Consider the following 18,377-nt stretch of genomic DNA (forward strand, 5'->3'; position numbering starts at 1 on the left):
ACATCCCCGATCTCATGGGGCGTGGCGGGGGAGGTGGGCGACCACGACGCTGCCGGGTGTCGGGCGGTGTCCTTCGCGGCGGACCGACATCGGTTCGACCACGACCACGTCGAAGCCGGCGGTGAGCAGCTCTCGCTCGACCCAGTCGTCGTCGTGCAGGTAGCGACCCGAGAGATCGGCTCGGAAGCCGTTCGCCGTGGTCGCCGCCGTGTCCCCCGGCGCGAGCCGTTCGAGGGTGGCGACGAGCCAGCCACCGGGACGGAGTGCCCGTGCGGTCGCCGCGAACACGGGGCGGAGGTCGCCGACGTAGATGAACGCGTCAGCGGCGACGACCGCGTCGAGCCCAGTCGGGACCGTGTCGAGGTAGTCGACGAAGTCGGCTTCGGCAACGGCGTCGTAGACGGGGCGACTGTCGAACGTTCGGGCTGCAGCGTGATCGAGCATGCGGGGCGACAGGTCGACGCCCGTGAGATGCCCGTTCCAGGGCGTCGCATCGCGCAGGCGGTCGCCGACCAGGCCGGTTCCGCAACCGAGGTCGGCGAGCGTCGAGTCGGCGCGGAGCTCGCCGTCGCCGATCAGGTCGGCGACGAGGTCTGCCATGACGTCGGGGCCTCGGTAGCCGAGCTTCGCAAGGTGGCCCTCGAACCGGTCGGCGTAGTGGTCGAACAGCTCGGCGATGTATCCGGCTTCGGGGCGGGCGTGGGTGTGACCGTCCCGGATCTGACGGGCGATCGCCGCGAAGTGGGCGACGGTCGGGTCGCCCGGTCGGGCCGCCTCCCAACCGAGCGACGCCTCGACGAACAGGTCGAGATCCTGGGTGCAGCGGGCGTGTCTCGACAGCCGGCACCACGCGCCGGCGTCGTTCGGGTCGAGCTCGACGGCGAGCCGATCGGCGTCGACCGCGCGCCCGTCGGCTCGGAGGAGCGCGACGAGGCCGTGACGGAGGCGGGGCTCGGAGGGCACCGCCTCGGTGAGGCGACCGAGCAGATCGATCGCCTCGCCGGTGCGGCCCGCCGCATGCAGGGCTCGCACCTCGTCGTGCCAGCTCCGCAGGGTCCGCCGCCCATCCGCTGCGACGACGGGCGTCGCAGTCGCCCTCGTCGTGGTCGTCGCGGTCACGATCAGGCTCCGAACGAGTCGTCGAGTCCGTCGTCGTGCACTCCGTCGATCTGGGCGATGAGGTCGGCCGAATCGGGTGCCGGGTCAACGAGCTGATCCCCACCGTCGAGCGGCGCCAGCGCATCGCCGACGGGGTCGGCCGTCTGCTGCATCGCCGTTTCACCGGTCGGCACGATCGCCTCGTCCATGCCGGACACATCCTTGAACGACTCGCCCTCGCGGGGCACATCGGTCGGCACGGCGAATTTGAAGGTGCCGTCGATGACACTGTTGCCGTCGGAGTTGGTGACGTCGGCGGTCTCGTCGACGGGAAGACCCTTCGGCGACGACTTGTCGAGCTGCGGCGAGGCCTTGTCGACGAGCCCGTTCTCGGTGATCGGATCGTCGAAGGTGACCTTGATCTCTTCGTAGTTGAACGGGTCGTTGCTGATCGGGCCGTCCACGTCATCGGCCTTGTGATCGACGACGTCGTCGGCCTTGTGATCGACGACTCCGTCGGGCAGGGGGTCGGTGAGGGTGACCTTGATCTCCTCGTAGGCGAGGGGATCGTTGGTGACGGGTCCGTCGATGTCGTCGGCTTTGTGGTCGACGACGCTGTCGGTGTCGGTGTCGATGAACTCGCCGGTCTTGACCTGTCCGGTGGCTGCGGTGTCGGTCAGGCTCTCGCCTTCCTCGACCTTCCAGGTCGGGTCGATGGGATCGGTGATCTCGCCGGCCTTGTGGGCGGGGGAGATCGGGCCGTCGAAGGTGACCTTGATCTCCTCGAAGTTGGTCTCGGGCCGGTCGAGCTTCATCGCGACGTCGTCGGCTTTGTGGTCGACGACGCTGTCGGTGTCGGTGTCGATGAACTCGCCGGTCTTGACCTGTCCGGTGGCTGCGGCGTCGCGCAGGCTCTCGCCTTCCTCGACCTTCCAGTCGCGATCGAGCGGGTCGATGATGTCGCCGCTCTTCCACGCGGTGCCGTCGCCGTCATCGACGATGTCGCCGCTCTTCCACGAGGTGGGACTGCCGTCGTCGACGATGTCGGCCGTCTTGACCTGGTCGACCTTCCACGACGCCGGGTCGTTCGGATCGAGATGCTCGGCGCCGTCGAGCTTCATGGCGGTCGTGTCGCCGCCATCGACGATGTTGTTCCACTTCAGATTCGTCGAGGTCGGATCGTCACTCGGCGCCTCGAACTTCACACCGTCGCCGGTCTGCTCCGTCTGCTCCGACTCACGACGTTCGCGGATGCGGTGGCGGATCCGGTCGGCGTCGGGCATGCGTTGGATGTCGTCGTCGGGCAGTTCGGGCATGGTGGGCTCCTCTCCTCGTCGGAGCGTCCGCTCCGTGTGTGAAGACATCATCCCGAGCCACGCGGGATGCGGCATCGGGAATCCTCCCGATCCACACAATCAGACGACCTTCGGGAACTCTTTCGGTGCCCGGCCACCTCCGGTCGTGCGACGATGAGGCGATGGGTGCGCCGGTCGATCGAGAGTTGCTCGATCGACTCGACGCGGCGCTCGCTGCGATCGCCGAGGCAGTGCCGTGGGCCGAGCGGTCGGCGAACCGAGTCGTCTGGGCAACCGGCGCTGCCGATGCAGGCAACGATGTCGACGACGACCTCGGCGACGTCGCGCGGTTCGACCGCCAGTGCAGCGAGATCCGGGCGGCCGATGTCGGCAACGGCTGGTTCGTCCATCCGGCCGACCGTCGACGGCCCAGGTCCGACGTCCCGACGGAGATCGACGGATTCGGGCCGTGCACACCGTTCGGGTCGAGCGGCGGTGGTGACTGGTTCGTCCTGTCCGCCGACGGTTCGGTCTGGATGCTGCCGCCGTCGACGATTCGCAACGGCCACTACGAGCCGGGTCCCGTGGCGATCACTCAGGTCGCGCCGTCGATCCGTGGGTTCGTCGAGGTGATCCTCGCCGCCGCCACCTCGGAGCCCTGACGGCGGCGCCTCTGGCGACGTGGTTGAAGCCCGGCCGAAGCCGGTCGGCCATGATGGGCGCCATGCCAGCCGGACCACGCTTCGCCGTCGGAGTCGACCTCGGAACCACGTACACCTGCGCCGCCGTCAGCGAACCGCCGGGTGAACGCGCCCGTGTGGTGCAGCTCACCGGCACGTCGCAGACGATCCCCTCCGTCGTGTCGATCACCGACGAGGGCGTCGTCGCGGGCGAAGCCGCCGAGCGTCGACTCGTGTCGCACCCGCAGACGACGGCCCGCGAGTTCAAGCGCCGACTGGGCGATGCGACACCGATCGTGCTCGGCTCCGAGACCTACGGCGCCGAGGTGCTGACCGGGCATCTGCTCGGTGAGGTGTTGCAGCGGGTCGAGCGCAACGAGGGCGGCAGCCCCGCCGTCGTCGGTCTGGCGCACCCCGCGTCGTGGGGTCCGTTCCGACTCGATCTGTTGCGCGACGCCGGACGGCACGCCGGCCTCGACGAGGTCGTGCTGGTGCCCGAGCCCGTCGCCGCCGCCGTCGCAAACCGTGACCGGGTCGAGGCCGATTCACGGGTGGCCGTGTACGACCTCGGCGGGGGAACGTTCGATGCCGCCGTCGTCCAGATGGGAGCCACAGCGGGCGCCGAGGTGTCGGTGGTCGGCACGCCCGAAGGCGTCGAGCGTCTTGGCGGCATCGACTTCGACCAGGCGATCATGGCCCACGTCGACTCGGTGCTCGACGGGCAGGTGTTCGCCCTCGACTCGTCCGACCCCGAGGCCCGTTCCGCGCTGATGCGGCTGCGGGCCGAGTGTCAGGCCGCCAAGGAGCATCTGAGCCAGGACAGCGACGCCGACGTCAACGTCTCGCTCCCGTCGTTGCAGACGACCGTGCGCATCACCCGCGCCGAGTTCGAGGCGATGGTGCGCCCTCGCCTTGCCGACTCGCTCGCCGTGCTCGACCGGGTGGTCGCCTCCGCCGGTGGCTGGGAGGCGATCTCGTCGGTGCTCCTGGTCGGCGGATCGTCGAACATCCCCGCCGTCGCCCAGGCGGTGAGCGAGCACACGGGGCGCCCCGTCGTCACGGCGACATCGCCCCACCTGGCGATCTCGATGGGTACGGCGATGGTCGCTGCCGGCGGGCTCGAGCCCGCGCCGGTGGCCGCCGCCCCGGTGGCAGCGGGAGCGGCGACTGCCGCCGCCCGGGCCGCCGGCGACGATGCGTCGTCGGGGTCGGGTCGTCCGGGCTGGCTGCTGCCGGTCGGCATCGTCGTGCTCGTGCTCGCCGCCATCGGCGGGTACTTCGCGTTCGCCGGCGGTGGCGACGACGACGAGGAAGCGTCGGTCGAGACGACCGCGCCGGCCACGACCGTGCCCGGTGCCACCACCGTGCCGGCCACCACCGTGCCCGGAGCGACGACGGTGCCGGCGACCGACCCACCCACCACCGAACCGCCGACGACGGAACCGCCCGCCACCACGACCCCGTCGACCGACGCTCCCGCCACCACGGCTCCCGACGTGCCCGTCGTCGACGTGGCGATCCAGGAGTGCGGCCCGGCCGACTCGTCGATCCTCGGCGTCGTGTTCCAGTCGGGCGCCCTGGTCGCCGTCGGTGACGACGGCGTGTCGAACCTCGACGGCGCGACGGTCGACCCGTGCTCGCTCGACCTGACTGCTCGCATCCCGACCGGTGTCACCCTGCTCGACTCGCCGAACGGCGCCGCCGCGGCGGGCGACGCGATGGCGGTGGCCACACCGGCCGGCGGCGTCATCGTGAACGGCTCCACCGGCAACGTCGTGCAGTGCGATCTGCTCACGGGGCCGCTCACGGTCAACAGCGACGGTGTGTCGTTCCCGATCGTCGACGGCACGGTGCTGCGCCTGCGTGCCGAGGCCGACGGTTGCTCCGAGCGGGACAACAGCACCTTCGAGGGCCTCCTCGCCACGGCGATTGCCGCCGGCTCGACCGAGCAGCTCGCCGTCGGCGGCACGGCCGATGGCGCCGTGCAGCTCTGGGTGTACGACCGGGTCGACAACCGGAACGTGGTCGACGGCTTCGGCTCGGTTGATGGCGTCGCCTCGTGCAACGGCCGCTGGTGCGTGATCGACCTCACCGATCAGCTCGTCCACGTCGTCGAGATCGACGGCACCTACACCGGTGCCGCACCGATCGCCGGCACCCCACTCGAGGGTGTCTCGTCGATCCTGGCGACCAGCCCCACCGGCAACGGCCCCGCCATCGTCTCCACCGACACCAACATCATCACCCTCACCGCCCCCTGAGCCGGGAACGGTGCGCGAAACCGAACGCTCGAGCCGTCGGTGCGACCCACAGGACCCCGGGTCAGGTGACCGTCGGTAACGGGTTCGGCTGTGCCTCACCCGTCACCTGTGGCACCTGACCCGTGTCGGTCGAGAGTCAGCGGCCCGGGTGTCGGAGAGCGTGCGGGTCAGGTGTCGCAGGTGACGGCGAGGAACGAGCCGTTACCGGAGATCACCTGACCCGGGAACGGTGTGCGAACCGAAGAGCTCAAGCCGTCGGTGCGACCCACAGGACCCCGGGTCGGGTGACCGTCGGTAACGGGTTCGGCTGTGCCTCACCCGTCACCTGTGGCACCTGACCCGACCTGCGATCGGGCCAGGTCAGGGTTCGGGGTGCAGGGACGCGAGCGAATCGAGGAGCGACGGGAACGGGCGGCCGAGCAGCTCGTCGCAGCGCGGCGCGAGTTGGTCGATCGCGTCATCGAGCGGACCGAGGAGCAGGAGTGCGTCGCCCCGCTCGAGCTCGAGGTGGCGAGCGAAGTGGTCCCGCACCCGGGGTCCGCCGCCTGCCGGCAACGAGTCGTACAGAGCGATCGGGTAGGCGGCGGTCAGCACGCCGGTTCGCACGTCGAACTCGTGAGGCGCGGGTGTGTCTCCAACGCTGAATCGCGCACGGAGCTCCGCCCCGAGCTCGGCCGCGGCGGCCTGCGACGCTCGGTCGTCCCGCCACGGGTACGGGTCGAAGCGGCCGAACGTCTCGGCCACGATCGGGTTGGCGGTGCGAGTGGCCCACCACGTGCAGTGCCAGGCCCGCCCGAGCGCCATGCGGAGCAGGACCATCGGTAGGTAGAAGCCGCTGCCGCGCAGGCTCGAGTGCACGGCGGCGAGCGCCAGATAGAGCACTCGCCCGGCAGCCAGCTCGATCGCATCGACCATGAACACGGCACGGCAGCGACCCTGTTCGAACAGGTAGATGCCGACCTCGGCACCGAGGAGGAACTTCTCGACATCGGCGTCGTCGACGACGTCTGCGATCGGCGCGAACCCGTCGCGGACCAGCTCCCAGAGGTCGTCGTGGAGATCGGCGCGCCGACGCTCCGGGATGTTGTCCTTGGGAGATGGCCATACCTCCGCCGGGAGGTCACCGACCCGCAGCTCGATCATCGAGTCAGGATGTCAGATGACGTCCGCCTCGTCGGACACCGTCGACTCGTCCCGGCCGGATCGGCTCAGGTGTGGTGCCAGTCGAAGGGGCCGGAGAGGTTCTGGTCGACGAGGTCGAAGTAGGTGCTGGGGTCGCCGTCGGTGGTGACGGTGTCGACGAACTCGGTGCCGACCCGGGCGATCGTGCGCACCATCGTGCGGCACTGTTCTGCGCTGCCGCCGGCCCGCTGACACCCGCTCCGGCTCAGGTTGAACGCGTCGTGGCGGGCGGCGCCGTGGTCGACCCAGAGCATGAAGCTGGTCGGGTCGTCCGGGAGCAGCGAGAACGTGGCACGCCGATCGGTCGCCTGGGTCGACCCGGTGGAGTCGCCTTTACCCGTCAGGAACAGCATCGGCCGGTCGAGCTCGTCGAACCGGTCCTCGGTCAGCGAACGGGCCTCCACACCGGGCGGGGAGGCGGTCACGAACGCGATCGGGCGGTCGTCGCTCGGCGGTGCCAGCTCGTCGTCGAACACCCAGTCGACACCGGCGACCACCATCGTGCTGATCGCTCCGGCCGAGTGTCCGCCGTAGACGATCCGGTCGGCGTCGATGCCCGCTTCGGCGCCGCGTTCGTCGATCCAGTCGAACACCTGCTGCACGTCGTGCGGTCGATCCCAGTAGAGCGTGTTGTACAGCTCGCACGGCGACGCTCCGACGGCGTCGCACACGGCCTCGCGTTCCTCGGCGGAACGGCCGGGGTGGGCGACGGCGACGAAGGCGTAACCGGCCTCGTTGAACGCCTTGCCCCACGTCTCGCCGACCCGGCCGGGGTCGTCCTTGCCGCGGCTCCCGCCGTGCGACCAGACCACCACCGGCACCTCGCCGTCGGCGTCCACGGCGTCGCCGACGGCGGCCGGCATCCGCACCTCGAACCGGACCGCCCGGTCGGCCCCGGTCACGTCTTCGTAGAACAGCTCGACCACACCGTTGCGCCCGGCGCTGCGGTGCGCCGGCGCCGTCACGTCGGCAACCGACGCCGTGGTGGAGACGGCCAGACCGGCCGTCGTCGCCGTCGCCTCGGTGGCCTCACCCCGCAGGCCGGGCTGGCAGCCGACCGCCAACAGGCCGACGGCCAGCCCGGCCGACAGCCGGGTGGTCAGGATGGATGATCGGGAACCGCCGCTCGTACGCATACCCAGATCGAACCCGATGCCCGGATCCCGGAACATCGGGAAGATTCCCGGTTCGCGACAGCGGCGATGACGGCGTCAGGCGTCGCGCTTCTGGAGGTTGATGCTCGCCGAGTTGATGCAGTAGCGCTGGCCGGTCGGCTCGGGGCCGTCGGGGAAGATGTGGCCGAGGTGGGCGCCGCAGTTGTTGCAGCGGACCTCGGTGCGCACCATGCCGTGGCTGCGGTCTTCGATGTACTCGATCTTGTCGGAGTCGAGCGCGTCGAAGAAGCTCGGCCAGCCGCAGTGCGAGTCGTACTTGGTGTCGGAGTCGAACAGGTCGATGCCGCACACGATGCACTCGTAGGTGCCCGGGTCTTTCGTGTCCCAGTACTCGCCGGTGAAGGCACGTTCGGTGCCCGCTTCCTGCGTGACGTGGAACTGCATCGGCGTCAGCTTGAGCTTCAGCTCCTCGGTGGTGGGAACGTCCGGTCGATCAGCCATGCACCCAGGATGCCGCATCCGGAGGCCCACCAAACCGTCGGGCACGCGAGTTCGCGAACTGTTTCGGACGTTCCGGCGACAACATCCGGATGGAGTCGGCGTCGGGAACTCTGCGTCACGATCGGGAAATTCGCGACCTCGTTTCCGTTCGTGCGTTCCCGTCACCTTCCTGTGGTCGACGAGGTGTCCTTCACGGCCTGTGACCGACGTCTCACCGACCGTCTACCATGACCCCGATCCGATCGACGTTCAGTCCTATGTCCACCACGACCTCGCGCGATGACGTCCGGATCGTCGACTCGTTCGGCGATGGCGGGAAGCCGATCCGGCGCGCCCCGATGCTCGGCGCCGTTGCCGGGCTTGCCGCCGCCGGACTCCTCACATCGTTCGGCGGCACGACGGCGCTCTGGTTCGCGTCGGCCCTCGTCGCTGCCGGAGCTGCCGCCGGCGACGACCTCCGCCGCGGCCGGTTGCCCGATCGACTGGTCGCGCTCATCGCAGTGCTCGGCTTGACCGCGGCAGTCATCATCGACGGCGCCGGCGGTGCGATCGCATTCCTCACCGGCGCACTCGCGCTGGGCGCCCCGCTGCTCGCGTTCCATCTCGCCTCGCCCTGCTCGATGGCGTTCGGCGACGTGAAGTACGCAGCAGCGATCGGCGGGTTGCTCGGCATCGTCGGGATCGACGTCGGCGACCGGCTCTTCCTCGCCATGACGGCCCTCACGGTCGCCAGCGCCGCTGCGGTGCTCGGCGCCGTCGCCGTCCGCAGCCGGCAGGTGCCGTTCGGCCCGTCGTTGTTCCTCGGCACCTGCGTCACCCTCGTGTTCGCCGTCGCCACCAGGAGCCCCCTCGCATGACCAACGACTCCGCCCACGTCGACGGTGAGGCCCGCGGCTTCCGTCCCGGCTCGCGACGGCGTGCCCGCATCGCCGCCGGTGTGGCGATCGCTGCGGCCGCTGTCCTGGCGAACGTCCTCATCTACACCTCGCTCAGCGACTCGACCGAGGTCGTCCAGTTCGTCGACAACGTGCGAGCCGGGGAGCGGATCGGCAGCGCCGACGTGCGACTCGTCGAGATCGACGGTGACGTCGCCGGCGCCGATCTCGTCACCGCCGACCAGCTCGGCAGCATCGTCAACCAGTACGCACGCACCTTCATCCCGTCCGGCTCGCTGGCCTCCATCTATGTCGTCCAACCGGATCCACTCGTGACGGCCGGAACGGCGGTCGTGGCGGTGGCGCCCGCCGACGGGCTCGTCCCGACCGGCATCACCGAGCGGTCCCGCGTCCGGCTCGTCCTGCCGGACGGTGGCGGTATCGAGGGGCGTGTCGTCTCGATCGCCCGCAACGACGTCGGGGGAGCGGACTCGCTGTCGGTCGAGGTCGCCGAAGCCGACGCAGCCATCGTCGCCGGTGGAGACGACTTTCTCGTCGCCCTGCTCGATCCGCAGGTCGACCCCGCAACCGAGGCGAACGGCAGCTGATGTCGATCGTCGCCGTGACCGGGGATGCGTCGACGACGACGTCGGTCGCGCTGGCGGCGGCCTGGGCCTCGGGTGACGATCTCGTCCTCGTGGAGGCGGACCCCTCCGGTGGTGACGCCGCTGCCTGGTTCGACATGCCCGTCGAACCGTCGCTCTCGAGCGTCGTGACCCGGGTGCTCGACGGGGCCTGGCCCGACATCGAGCGGCTGACCCGCCTGGCCGGCAACGGACTGCGCGTCCTGCCGGCACCGTCGTCGCTGGCCGAGGCGACCCAGGCGGTCGACGAGGCGGCCCGCACCGTCGTGCCCGTCCTCTCCGCCATGCGTACGCCGGTCGCGATCGTCGACGTCGGTCGTCACGCCCCGCTCCCGAACCCGTTCCTCGGGGCAGCGGCCATCACCGTGGTCGTCCACCGGCAGTCGACCCAGTCGGCGCGAGCGGCGGCCGTTCGATTGCAGCGCCTCATCGAGCACGTCGACCGTGCCGGACGATCCACGTCGTCGGTCGTCGTCGCCGTGATCGGCGCCGAGCCGTTCTCGATCGCCGAGATCGAGCGCTTCCTCGCGGATGGCGTCGGCGCGACACCGGTGGTCGGTCTCCCCGTCGACGAGTTGGCGGCTGCGGTGCTCGCCGGCCGGACCGGCGTGTCGGCCAAGCGGCTCGGTCGGCTCCCGCTGATCCGGGCCGCACGCGACCTGGCCGTCAGTGTCGATCGGTCGCTCCAGGCGACCGCCGACCCACTTTGGAAGACGGCGCGATGACCACCATCGACTCGGCCGAGGAACGCGCGGCGCTCGTCCGGTTCGTCACCGACCGGGTCGCCGGCAGATTGGTGGAGGCGATCGAGGCGGACGAGCACGACGGCGCCGAGCGCAACGGCTCGACGCCGGCGCTGTCGGGCGACGCCCGCCGTCAGCAGTTGCTCGTCGGTTCGTGGCTGAGCGAGGAGATCGCCCAGGTCAACCAGGACCGTCTTCGTCGCGGCGCCTCGCCGCTGTCGGAGATGGCCGACCGCGACATTCGTGCCCGTGTCGTCGCCGAACTGACCGGCACCGGTCCGCTCGAGCCGTACATGACCGATCCGTCCGTCGAGGAGATCGACGTCAACTCGCACACGTCGACGTGGGTCACCTACACCGACGGCCGCAAGGTCGACGTCGGTGCGCTCTGGGAGTCGCCCGCATCGCTCACCGCGTATCAGAAGCGGTTGGCGAGGCGGATGACCGGCACGGGTGAGGGCCGCCTCGACACCCAGTCGCCGATGCTCACGTTCCAGGCCGACGACGGCTCTCGCGTGGTCATGGTGCTCGGCGGCCGTAGTGAGCACGGCGTGTCGACGCACCCCCGGATCGCCATTCGACGCTTCGTCCTGCAGCGTGAGGGACTCGGCGGGCTGGCCAGCCGCGGCATGTTCCCGACCGGCATGGTGAGCCAGCTCGAGGCGATGGTCCGATGCGGCTTCACCATCCTCGTCAGCGGACCTCCCGGCGCGGGCAAGACGACGCTGCTCACCGAGCTGCTCGGTGCCGTGTCGCCACGCGAGCGCATCATCACCGTCGAGAAGAACCTGCTCGAGCTCAAGCTCGAAGACGACCCCCGGCACCCCGACGCGCCGGCGCTCTACACCCGCCACGCGAACGCGGAAGGGGAGGGCGAGATCACGACCCGCCAGCTGGTCGAACTCACCCGTCGCCTGAATCCCGACCGCGTGGTCGTCGGCGAGCTGGTGGAGGACGAGGCACTCGACATGCTCGACGTGGCGTCGATGTGCAAGCGCGGCTCGCTCGCCACGATCCACGCGCACACCTCCGACGTCGTGGTGCAGCGGCTGGCCTACTACGTGTCGAAGTCGAACACGAGCCTGCCGGAGTTCGCGGTGTGGAGCCTGATCGCCCAGACCGTCGACTTCATCGTCCACATCGACCTCGTCCGCAACGAAGCCGACGACGACGCCGTGCCGCAGCGGCGTGTCACCTCCATCATCGAGATCGGTGGACTCGGCGAACGGGGCGGCCTCGCCACGACCGAGGTGTGGTCGATCGGCGACAGCGGGCGACTCACTCAGGTCGCCCCGCTGTCTACGCGTCACCTCCAACGACTTCGGCTCGCGGGTTACGACCCGCGCTCGTTCGCACCCGGGAGCGGACCGTCGTGATCGCGCTCGTCGTGCTCACCACCGTGGTGTTCGTCGTCGGGGTGGCGATCGCGGTCATCCCACCGAGCGATGCGCCGTCGGTGCCGTCCGACCCGCGCCGCACGCGTCGTCTCGCCATTCGTGCGCTCGGCGGGCTGGCGATCGGTACGACCGTCGCACTGGTGTCGGGATGGATCGTGCCGGGCGCTGTCCTCGGCGTCGGTGCGGCGTGGGCAATCGGCGGCTGGCAGCAACGCCAGCGATCCAGTGACGCCGAGATCCAGCGCCTCGACGCACTCGCCAGCTGGGTCGAGAACGTCCGCGACGTCCTCATGGCCGGTGAGCAACCGATCGGCGCCATCACGTCGACCGTGGGAGCGTGCTCGCCCGTCATCCGACCGCACGTCCGCCGCCTCGCAGTGGGCCTGGGTCAGCAGGATCCCGAGGTCGCGTTCCGGCGGTTCGCCGACGATCTCGACGATCCGCTCGCCGACCTCGTCGCCGCCGGGCTGGCGATCGCGATCCGTCGTGGCGCCCGAACGGTGCCGGTCCTCACCTCGCTCGCCGAGCAGACCCGCGAGCAGGTCGACCGCCGTCGACTCGTCGAAGCCGAGCGTGCGCCGACGCGGCGTGAGGTGCAGGCGCTCACCGCCATCATGGCGACGCTCGTGCTCCTCCTGCTCGTCTTCGGTCGCAGCGAGTACCTCGCCGCTTACGACACGACGGGCGGTCAGATCTTCCTCGGGCTCGCCCTTGCCGGCTACGTCGGGCTCATCGTCCGGGTTCAGCACCTGGCACGGTTCCCTCGGCCCGGCCGCTTCCTGACCGGTGTCGCCACCCAACCGGCGGGAGGAGGGCGATGAGCGGCGTCGGTGTGATCGTGGTCGTGACGCTCGTCGGCGTCGGCGGGCTGTTACTCGCCGCGAGCGGCTACCTGCAGCCGGCGCCGTCGCTCGAACGCGTCGTCGCTCACCTCCAACGCCCGGCCACCGGGCGCACCGACACCCGCAGCAGCGACCGCTGGACCGGTCCCCTGTCCGACGCCGCACGTCGCCATCCTCGTCTGTTCCCGACCGACGCCGAACTCGCTCTCGTCGGTCGACCCGTCGAACAGCACGCGGTGTTCTTGCTCACGGCGGCCCTCGTCGGCTTCGTCCTGCCGGGGCTCGTGGTGTTGCTCCTGCAATCCGCCGGTGTGATCGGTCTCGGCTGGTACGCGCCGTTGCTCTTGTCGCTCGCCGGTGCCGCGGTCGGACCGTTCGTCGTCCACACGGCGACCGTCGAGGAGGCGGAACGGATCCGTAGCGATCTCCGCTATCAGGTGTCGGCCTACCTCGACGTCGTCACGATGCTGCTCGCCGGCAACACCGGCTACGAGGGAGCGCTCGAGCAGGCTGCCGCCGCAGGCGACGGTCGCCTCTTCGTCGAGCTCCGACGACGGATGCGGGAGTCGGGCGCTCGCGGCGCCAGCCTCACCGATGCACTCGATCGCACCGGCGACGAACTCGGACTCGACGAGCTCCAGCAAGTGGCGAGCACGGCCGCGCTCAGCGCCGCCGAGGGCGCCCCCGTTGCCCGCACCCTCGCCGCCAAGTGCGCCACCCTCCGCTCCGCCCTCGCGACGGAGCAGGAGTCCGAGGCCCGCCTCCGCACGAGCCGCCTCACCACACCCATCGTGGGTATGGCGCTGATTTTCATGTCGCTCGTCATCTACCCGGCGCTCAGCCTCACCTGACCGATGAGCAGCCGAGCGCACGTCCCGATCCCAGTCACCACAAGGAGCAACCACCATGCGATTGATGATGCAGGCTGCGACCCAGCAGCTCTACTCGAACCTGCTGCGCCTCGTCCCCGACGACGCCGACCCGACCGACGAGGCGCTGGAGCGACGCGACCGCGGCGCCGTCTCGCTCGAGCAGGTGCTGTGGTTCGTCGCCGTCGGCGTGAGCGTCGCGGTGGTGGCGGCCATCCTCTGGACGCAGATCATCGACACGGCCAACGAGACCGACAACATCGACCAGCCGGTCGCCCCCTGACCGAGCCCCCGCTGTCAGCGTCGGGTCGCGACCGCGGCTCGACCTCACTGACCTTGGTGCTCCTGACGCCCATCTTCACGGTGGTCGCGTTCATGGCGTTCCAGGCAGCGATGTGGACCCACGCCCGCACCGAGGCACGAGCCGCAGCGCGCGATGCGGCGGTCCTGGTCGGCCGCTTCGGCGCCGAACCCGCAGACGTCCGACGCTCGACGAGCGAGTCGCTCGACGACAAGTCGGTGCTCGAGCTGAGGGAGGTCACGATCGTCGAGGCGTCCGGCACGGTCCGTGTGACCATCGCTGCGACGGCCCACGGCATCATCACCGGCACGTCGTCCGATTTCGAGGTGACCGAGGCCGTGCCGGTGGAGGAATACCGGCCGTGAACGTCCGGCGTGACCGCGGCGTTGCCAACGCCCTGGGACTCGTCCTGATCGCGCCGGCGTCGATCGGCCTCGCCCTGCTCGTGGTCACACTGGGCCGAGCCGTCGACACCGACGCTCAACTCCGCACCGCTGCCGAGGCCGCCGCGCAAGCCGCTGCGCTGGAGCGTGACGTCTCCTCGGCGGGAGCGGCCGCGCAACGGCTCGTCGACGACATGTTCGCCGACGACTCGATCTGCAAGCCCGACCGACCGCGTGCCGACACGTCGTATGCGAACGACAGCGGTGTGCCGGTCGACGCCGGTGCGATGTCCGGAGGAGTGGTCACGGTCATCGTCGGGTGCCCGGGCGGGGGCGACGGCGAACTCAGCGATCCCGTCGTGGCGCACGCCACGGTCGATCGATTCAGGTCCGGCGGATGAGCGCCGTCGCTCCGTCGGATGACCGCCGACTTCGCGGCGACCGCGGCCAGGCGTTCGTGGTGGCGCTGGTCGTGATGTTCACCTTCACCGGGGCAGCGGCGATCTGGCTCGCTCGCGACGTGAACCAGCGGGTGTCCGACCGATCGGCGCTGCAATCGGTCGCCTTCCAAGCGGCACGGTCGGGCGCACAACAGATCGACGTCGGCGGGCTCCGCGGTGGTACCGGTGAGGCGCTGGTGATCGACGAGGGTGCCGCTCGGGAAGCGGCGAGCGAGACGGCCGAGTTGCTCGCATCGCAATACGGCCTCGAGGCGCGCATCATCGCGCAGGGCTACGACAACGGTCGCGCCGACACCTGGGCGGTCACGCTGGCGCTCAACGCCGACCCGGGCGACAACACCGACGGGTCGCTGTCGGTCACCGGGGTCGCTCACGCCGAGGTCGGCGGATGATTCGTTTTCCGTTTCGGGTTCCTCATCACCTTCCTGTGGGTGAACGACCGACTCCGCGAGGTGCCATGGGATGAACTCGACGACCTCGAAGCTCTCCTCGTTCCTCCGCGCCCTCGTCCTGCTCGTACTCGTGGCGGTCGTCGTGCCGTGGCTGCTGATCTGGGCGGCGAACCGGCGCTTCGGTGGGCCGGCGCCGTGGTCGGCGATGCCGCCGGTCGGCGACTGGAGCGCATCGACGATCGGCGATGCGCTCACCGAGCGGCTGTCGGAGTCGACGATCGCCGACATCGTGATCCGTTCGTCGCTGACCGTCGTGTGGCTCGTCGTGATCGTGTTGCTCGTCACCGTGGTCGCCGAACTGGTGCACATGGTGCGCCACGCCGGTATCGCCATGCCGCGGGTGCGCGGTCTCGGCCCATCACAAGACCTGGCCCGGATCATCGCCGCCGGGTTGTTGGTCGTCGTGCCGATGCTCTCGTCGTCGACGGCGATCGCCGACGACTCGCCGCTGCGCCTGCCCGAGGGGCGTGCGCCGGCAACGGTCGAGGCGCGTCCGGACAACGCATGGATCGACTCGGCCGTTCCGCCGACCGTCGCTGCTGCGCCGGCGGTGGGTGGCAACGTCGAGGCAGCGCCTGCACCGGGACGGTCGGCACCGGCTTCCGACGCCACCGGGTCGTACACGGTCCGGCCGGGCGACTCGGTGTACGGCATCGCCGAGCGACTGGCAGGCCCCGATCAGGCGTCGATCTCGGCGTTGGCGAACAGCATCCTCGACCTCAACCTCGGGCAACGGATGGTCGACGGCCAGATGTTCTCGAACGCCGCCTACATCGACGTCGGCTGGGTGCTCCAGCTGCCGCCTGGCACGCCATCGCCGTCGTCCGACACGGTGACGGCAGCAGCGCACGTGGTCGACGAGGGCGAGACGTTGTGGTCGATCGCCGAGGACGAGTTGGGCGACGCCTCCCGGTGGCCTGAGATCTACGAGGCCAACGAGGGGCGCACCTTCGACGACGGACGGCAGCTGTCGGACCCCGACATGATCCAGCCCGGCTGGAACCTCGACCTGCCCACCGACCGAGCGCTGACCGACGACGACGCCGGCGCCGTGTCCGAGCAGTCCGAGGCGCCAGCGGTGATCGTCGAGTCGGACGCTCCGGCAGACGCCGAGTTCGTCGACGACGTCGAACAACACGACCCACCGGCGCCGTCGCAGCGGGACAACGCATGGGTGTCGACGACTGCCATGCAACCGGTCTCCGCCGACGACGCAGCGGACGGCGCGACCGACGATGCCGTCGAGCGGGCAGCCGACCGACCGACGGACGAGGCACGACCCGACGCGACCGTCGACCGAGCAGCGTCCGACGGGCTGCCCGAACCGGCGGTCGCGGCACCGCCGGTCGCGCCGAGCGTTCGGCCGGACACCGGCACTGACGCCGAACCCGACGAGTCGGCCGTCGAGCTGCTCACCCTCGAACGGGCAGCGATGTTGTCGGCGGGTGTGCTCACCCTGCTCGCCGTGCTTCGCCGTCGCCGCATGCGTCAGGCGCCGCCGAACTCTTGCCTGCCACAACCGCGACCCGAGGTCGTGCGGGCCGAACGCGCGCTGCGCACGATCGACGCCGGCGACCGATTCGCCCGGGTCGACATCGCCATCCGGGCTGCCGCCATGCCCCTCGTCGACCAGAGTGCCCGCGTCCTTGCCGTCGCCGTCGGACCCGACGGTGACGTCGAGCTGTGGGCATCGACCGGCTGTGAACTCGACGCGCCGTGGGAGGCCGGCGCCGAGCCCCATCGCTGGCTCCTGCCGGCGAGCACGCCCATCGAGTTGCTCGCCCCGGAGGCCCGGCGGGTCGGTGCACCGTGCCCGACCCTCGTCCAGCTCGGGACGTGCGACGACGGGCGAGACCTGTACGTCGACCTCGAAGCGCTCGAGGCGATCGAGGTCGGCGGGCCCGGAGCGGCCGCCGACGCGATCGTCGCCGCTGTTGCGGCCACGTTGGCCGCGTCGGTGCTGGCCGAGGTCACGACCCTCGTCGGTGTCGGCGTCGCGGACGATGCATTCCTCGGCCATCGCAATCACCGGCCCGCACGGAGCGTGCAAGCAGCCTTCTCGACCGCCGCTGACGCCATCGGTTCGACCGCACGAGCCGACCGGTCGACGTTCGATCTGCGCGCCCGGGTCACGTCCGGTGAGACCTGGGAACCGGCGGTCGTGCTGGCCGGGGCCGCGGCCGGCACCGTGACGCCACCCGACAATCGCACCGGCCTCGCCGTGGTGTCGGCCTCGCCGATCCATGGGCCGTCCTCGCGGCTGGCGCCCGAGACGGGCTCGTGGGTGCTCCGGCCGCTCGGGGTGCGCCTGACCCCGATCGGATTGAGCGCCGACGACGTCGCCGCGCTCGCCGCCGTCGTCGACGTCGCCGAGCCCGAACCGATCATCGAGCTGGACGACGACCGCACCATGGCGCCGCAGGACTTCGACGAGTCGGCACCGATCGGAATTGACGAGCCATCGTCGGACGAGGGTGCGGTGCCCGAGGCCGGCGAGCCGGCGGTCGCGCCGCTCGAGCACGCCCTCGTCGTTCGCCTGCTCGGACCGGTGTCGGTGGAGTCGACCGACGGTCGCGAGGTCGAGTTCGAACGATCCAAGACGAAGGAGCTCATCGCGTGGTTGGCGACGCACCGCGATCGCTCGACCCGTTCGAACGCCAGGGCGGCGCTCTGGGAACTCGATGTCCGTGACGCCACCTTCTCCAACGTCGTGTCCGAGGCGCGTCGGGCGATGGCCCGCTGCGTCGAGCCGCCCGACGGCGAGGAATGGCTGGGGCGCACGATGACCGACTCGCTCCCGCTGCACCCTCTGGTGGTGTCCGACGTCGATCTCGTCGAGCACGCACTCGACGCTGCCCGCCTCCAGCCGCCGGCTCAGGCGATCGAAACCCTGCGGGGAGCGCTCGACTGGATCCGGAGCGTTCCGTTCGAGGGCACGTCGTACCTGTGGCCCGACGCCGAGGGGATCACGTCGGCGCTCGTGCTGCGCGCCATCACCCTCACGTCGGCGCTCGCCGACCACTGCCTGTCGCTCGGTGACGTCGACGGTGTGTTCGAGGCGACGAGCCGGGGCCTGCAGGTACTGCCCGCCCACGAGGAGATGATCGCCGTCCGCATGCGCGCCTACGCCAAGGTCGGCGACCGGGCCGGCATCCGCCACGAGTGGGAGAGCTACGAGCGAGCGATCACCACCGACCCATGGAGCGACGGCGAACCCAGCCCCAAGATGCTCGACCTCCGCCGCGAACTCCTGTAGCCGGTGGCGCCTCGCCTACAGG

General features: G+C 70.4%; 18 protein-coding genes. 13 read left to right on the forward strand and 5 right to left on the reverse strand.

Annotated features, from left to right (window positions below; translation table 11 throughout):
- Nucleotides 1–12 precede the first annotated feature (12 nt).
- Both BDK89_RS01160 and BDK89_RS01165 read right to left on the reverse strand, forming a co-directional pair.
- On the reverse strand, nucleotides 13–1,119 hold the full coding sequence (locus BDK89_RS01160) for a class I SAM-dependent DNA methyltransferase (protein ID WP_133867209.1): 1,107 nt from the start codon (nucleotides 1,117–1,119) through the stop codon (nucleotides 13–15).
- 2 nt (nucleotides 1,120–1,121) lie between these two features.
- The gene (locus BDK89_RS01165; protein WP_133867210.1) at nucleotides 1,122–2,414 is read right to left on the reverse strand and encodes a hypothetical protein; all 1,293 of its coding nucleotides are present in this window, start codon (nucleotides 2,412–2,414) and stop codon (nucleotides 1,122–1,124) included.
- Between the two features lie 161 nt (nucleotides 2,415–2,575).
- Here BDK89_RS01165 and BDK89_RS01170 point away from each other — a divergent pair, with 161 nt between their 5' ends.
- Entirely contained in the window at nucleotides 2,576–3,055 is a 480-nt protein-coding gene (locus BDK89_RS01170) for a hypothetical protein (RefSeq protein WP_133867211.1), read from the forward strand.
- 62 nt (nucleotides 3,056–3,117) lie between these two features.
- Entirely contained in the window at nucleotides 3,118–5,334 is a 2,217-nt protein-coding gene (locus tag BDK89_RS01175; protein WP_166657294.1) for an Hsp70 family protein, read from the forward strand.
- Nucleotides 5,335–5,694: 360 nt separating this feature from the next.
- Here the strand turns inward: BDK89_RS01175 and BDK89_RS01180 are convergent, their stop codons facing one another.
- From BDK89_RS01180 to msrB, 3 genes are all read right to left on the reverse strand, one after another.
- Nucleotides 5,695–6,477 (reverse strand): hypothetical protein, encoded by a 783-nt coding sequence (locus tag BDK89_RS01180; RefSeq protein WP_133867213.1) that lies wholly within the window; start codon nucleotides 6,475–6,477, stop codon nucleotides 5,695–5,697.
- Between the two features lie 65 nt (nucleotides 6,478–6,542).
- The gene (locus BDK89_RS01185; protein WP_133867214.1) at nucleotides 6,543–7,652 is read right to left on the reverse strand and encodes an alpha/beta hydrolase family protein; all 1,110 of its coding nucleotides are present in this window, start codon (nucleotides 7,650–7,652) and stop codon (nucleotides 6,543–6,545) included.
- Between the two features lie 75 nt (nucleotides 7,653–7,727).
- Nucleotides 7,728–8,132, reverse strand: a complete 405-nt coding sequence (msrB, locus tag BDK89_RS01190; RefSeq protein WP_133867215.1) for a peptide-methionine (R)-S-oxide reductase MsrB — start codon at nucleotides 8,130–8,132, stop codon at nucleotides 7,728–7,730.
- A 257-nt stretch (nucleotides 8,133–8,389) separates the two neighbouring features.
- Here msrB and BDK89_RS01195 point away from each other — a divergent pair, with 257 nt between their 5' ends.
- The 11 genes from BDK89_RS01195 (at nucleotide 8,390) to BDK89_RS01240 (ending at nucleotide 18,355) form a co-directional block, all read left to right on the forward strand.
- A complete protein-coding gene (locus BDK89_RS01195) occupies nucleotides 8,390–8,989 on the forward strand; it encodes a prepilin peptidase (RefSeq protein WP_166657295.1) in 600 nt (199 codons plus the stop codon).
- A complete protein-coding gene (locus tag BDK89_RS01200; protein ID WP_133867217.1) occupies nucleotides 8,986–9,615 on the forward strand; it encodes an SAF domain-containing protein in 630 nt (209 codons plus the stop codon). Before BDK89_RS01195 ends, BDK89_RS01200 begins: the two co-directional genes overlap by 4 nt.
- Nucleotides 9,615–10,376 carry a CpaE/TadZ family protein gene (locus tag BDK89_RS01205; protein WP_133867218.1) on the forward strand — a complete coding sequence of 254 codons (762 nt, stop codon included), beginning with the start codon at nucleotides 9,615–9,617 and terminating at the stop codon, nucleotides 10,374–10,376. Before BDK89_RS01200 ends, BDK89_RS01205 begins: the two co-directional genes overlap by 1 nt.
- Nucleotides 10,373–11,770 carry a TadA family conjugal transfer-associated ATPase gene (locus BDK89_RS01210; protein WP_133867219.1) on the forward strand — a complete coding sequence of 466 codons (1,398 nt, stop codon included), beginning with the start codon at nucleotides 10,373–10,375 and terminating at the stop codon, nucleotides 11,768–11,770. Before BDK89_RS01205 ends, BDK89_RS01210 begins: the two co-directional genes overlap by 4 nt.
- Nucleotides 11,767–12,612: a type II secretion system F family protein gene (locus tag BDK89_RS01215; protein WP_133867220.1), complete on the forward strand. Its 846-nt coding sequence runs from the start codon at nucleotides 11,767–11,769 to the stop codon at nucleotides 12,610–12,612. Before BDK89_RS01210 ends, BDK89_RS01215 begins: the two co-directional genes overlap by 4 nt.
- Nucleotides 12,609–13,484 (forward strand): type II secretion system F family protein, encoded by an 876-nt coding sequence (locus BDK89_RS01220; protein WP_133867221.1) that lies wholly within the window; start codon nucleotides 12,609–12,611, stop codon nucleotides 13,482–13,484. The genes BDK89_RS01215 and BDK89_RS01220 overlap by 4 nt, the downstream gene beginning before the upstream one ends.
- 64 nt (nucleotides 13,485–13,548) lie before the next feature.
- Nucleotides 13,549–13,785 (forward strand): hypothetical protein, encoded by a 237-nt coding sequence (locus tag BDK89_RS21535; RefSeq protein ID WP_166657296.1) that lies wholly within the window; start codon nucleotides 13,549–13,551, stop codon nucleotides 13,783–13,785.
- Entirely contained in the window at nucleotides 13,674–14,168 is a 495-nt protein-coding gene (locus BDK89_RS21540) for a TadE/TadG family type IV pilus assembly protein (protein ID WP_279586759.1), read from the forward strand. The genes BDK89_RS21535 and BDK89_RS21540 overlap by 112 nt, the downstream gene beginning before the upstream one ends.
- On the forward strand, nucleotides 14,165–14,587 hold the full coding sequence (locus tag BDK89_RS01230) for a hypothetical protein (RefSeq protein ID WP_133867223.1): 423 nt from the start codon (nucleotides 14,165–14,167) through the stop codon (nucleotides 14,585–14,587). The genes BDK89_RS21540 and BDK89_RS01230 overlap by 4 nt, the downstream gene beginning before the upstream one ends.
- A complete protein-coding gene (locus tag BDK89_RS01235) occupies nucleotides 14,584–15,039 on the forward strand; it encodes a hypothetical protein (RefSeq protein WP_133867224.1) in 456 nt (151 codons plus the stop codon). Before BDK89_RS01230 ends, BDK89_RS01235 begins: the two co-directional genes overlap by 4 nt.
- A gap of 70 nt (nucleotides 15,040–15,109) precedes the next feature.
- Entirely contained in the window at nucleotides 15,110–18,355 is a 3,246-nt protein-coding gene (locus BDK89_RS01240) for a LysM peptidoglycan-binding domain-containing protein (RefSeq protein WP_133867225.1), read from the forward strand.
- The last annotated feature ends 22 nt before the right edge of the window (nucleotides 18,356–18,377 follow it).

It is taken from the genome of Ilumatobacter fluminis, from assembly GCF_004364865.1.
Taxonomy (GTDB): domain Bacteria; phylum Actinomycetota; class Acidimicrobiia; order Acidimicrobiales; family Ilumatobacteraceae; genus Ilumatobacter; species Ilumatobacter fluminis.

Bases quoted from the DNA above. Each gene is read 5' to 3' on its own strand.
- BDK89_RS01165 (WP_133867210.1), bottom strand. From the start codon at position 2,414: ATGCCCGAACTGCCCGACGACGACATCCAACGCATGCCCGACGCCGAC.
- BDK89_RS01170 (WP_133867211.1), top strand. From the start codon at position 2,576: ATGGGTGCGCCGGTCGATCGAGAGTTGCTCGATCGACTCGACGCGGCG.
- BDK89_RS01175 (WP_166657294.1), top strand. From the start codon at position 3,118: ATGCCAGCCGGACCACGCTTCGCCGTCGGAGTCGACCTCGGAACCACG.
- BDK89_RS01180 (WP_133867213.1), bottom strand. From the start codon at position 6,477: ATGATCGAGCTGCGGGTCGGTGACCTCCCGGCGGAGGTATGGCCATCT.
- BDK89_RS01185 (WP_133867214.1), bottom strand. From the start codon at position 7,652: ATGCGTACGAGCGGCGGTTCCCGATCATCCATCCTGACCACCCGGCTG.
- msrB (WP_133867215.1), bottom strand. From the start codon at position 8,132: ATGGCTGATCGACCGGACGTTCCCACCACCGAGGAGCTGAAGCTCAAG.
- BDK89_RS01195 (WP_166657295.1), top strand. From the start codon at position 8,390: ATGTCCACCACGACCTCGCGCGATGACGTCCGGATCGTCGACTCGTTC.
- BDK89_RS01200 (WP_133867217.1), top strand. From the start codon at position 8,986: ATGACCAACGACTCCGCCCACGTCGACGGTGAGGCCCGCGGCTTCCGT.
- BDK89_RS01205 (WP_133867218.1), top strand. From the start codon at position 9,615: ATGTCGATCGTCGCCGTGACCGGGGATGCGTCGACGACGACGTCGGTC.
- BDK89_RS01210 (WP_133867219.1), top strand. From the start codon at position 10,373: ATGACCACCATCGACTCGGCCGAGGAACGCGCGGCGCTCGTCCGGTTC.
- BDK89_RS01220 (WP_133867221.1), top strand. From the start codon at position 12,609: ATGAGCGGCGTCGGTGTGATCGTGGTCGTGACGCTCGTCGGCGTCGGC.
- BDK89_RS21535 (WP_166657296.1), top strand. From the start codon at position 13,549: ATGATGCAGGCTGCGACCCAGCAGCTCTACTCGAACCTGCTGCGCCTC.
- BDK89_RS01235 (WP_133867224.1), top strand. From the start codon at position 14,584: ATGAGCGCCGTCGCTCCGTCGGATGACCGCCGACTTCGCGGCGACCGC.
- BDK89_RS01240 (WP_133867225.1), top strand. From the start codon at position 15,110: ATGAACTCGACGACCTCGAAGCTCTCCTCGTTCCTCCGCGCCCTCGTC.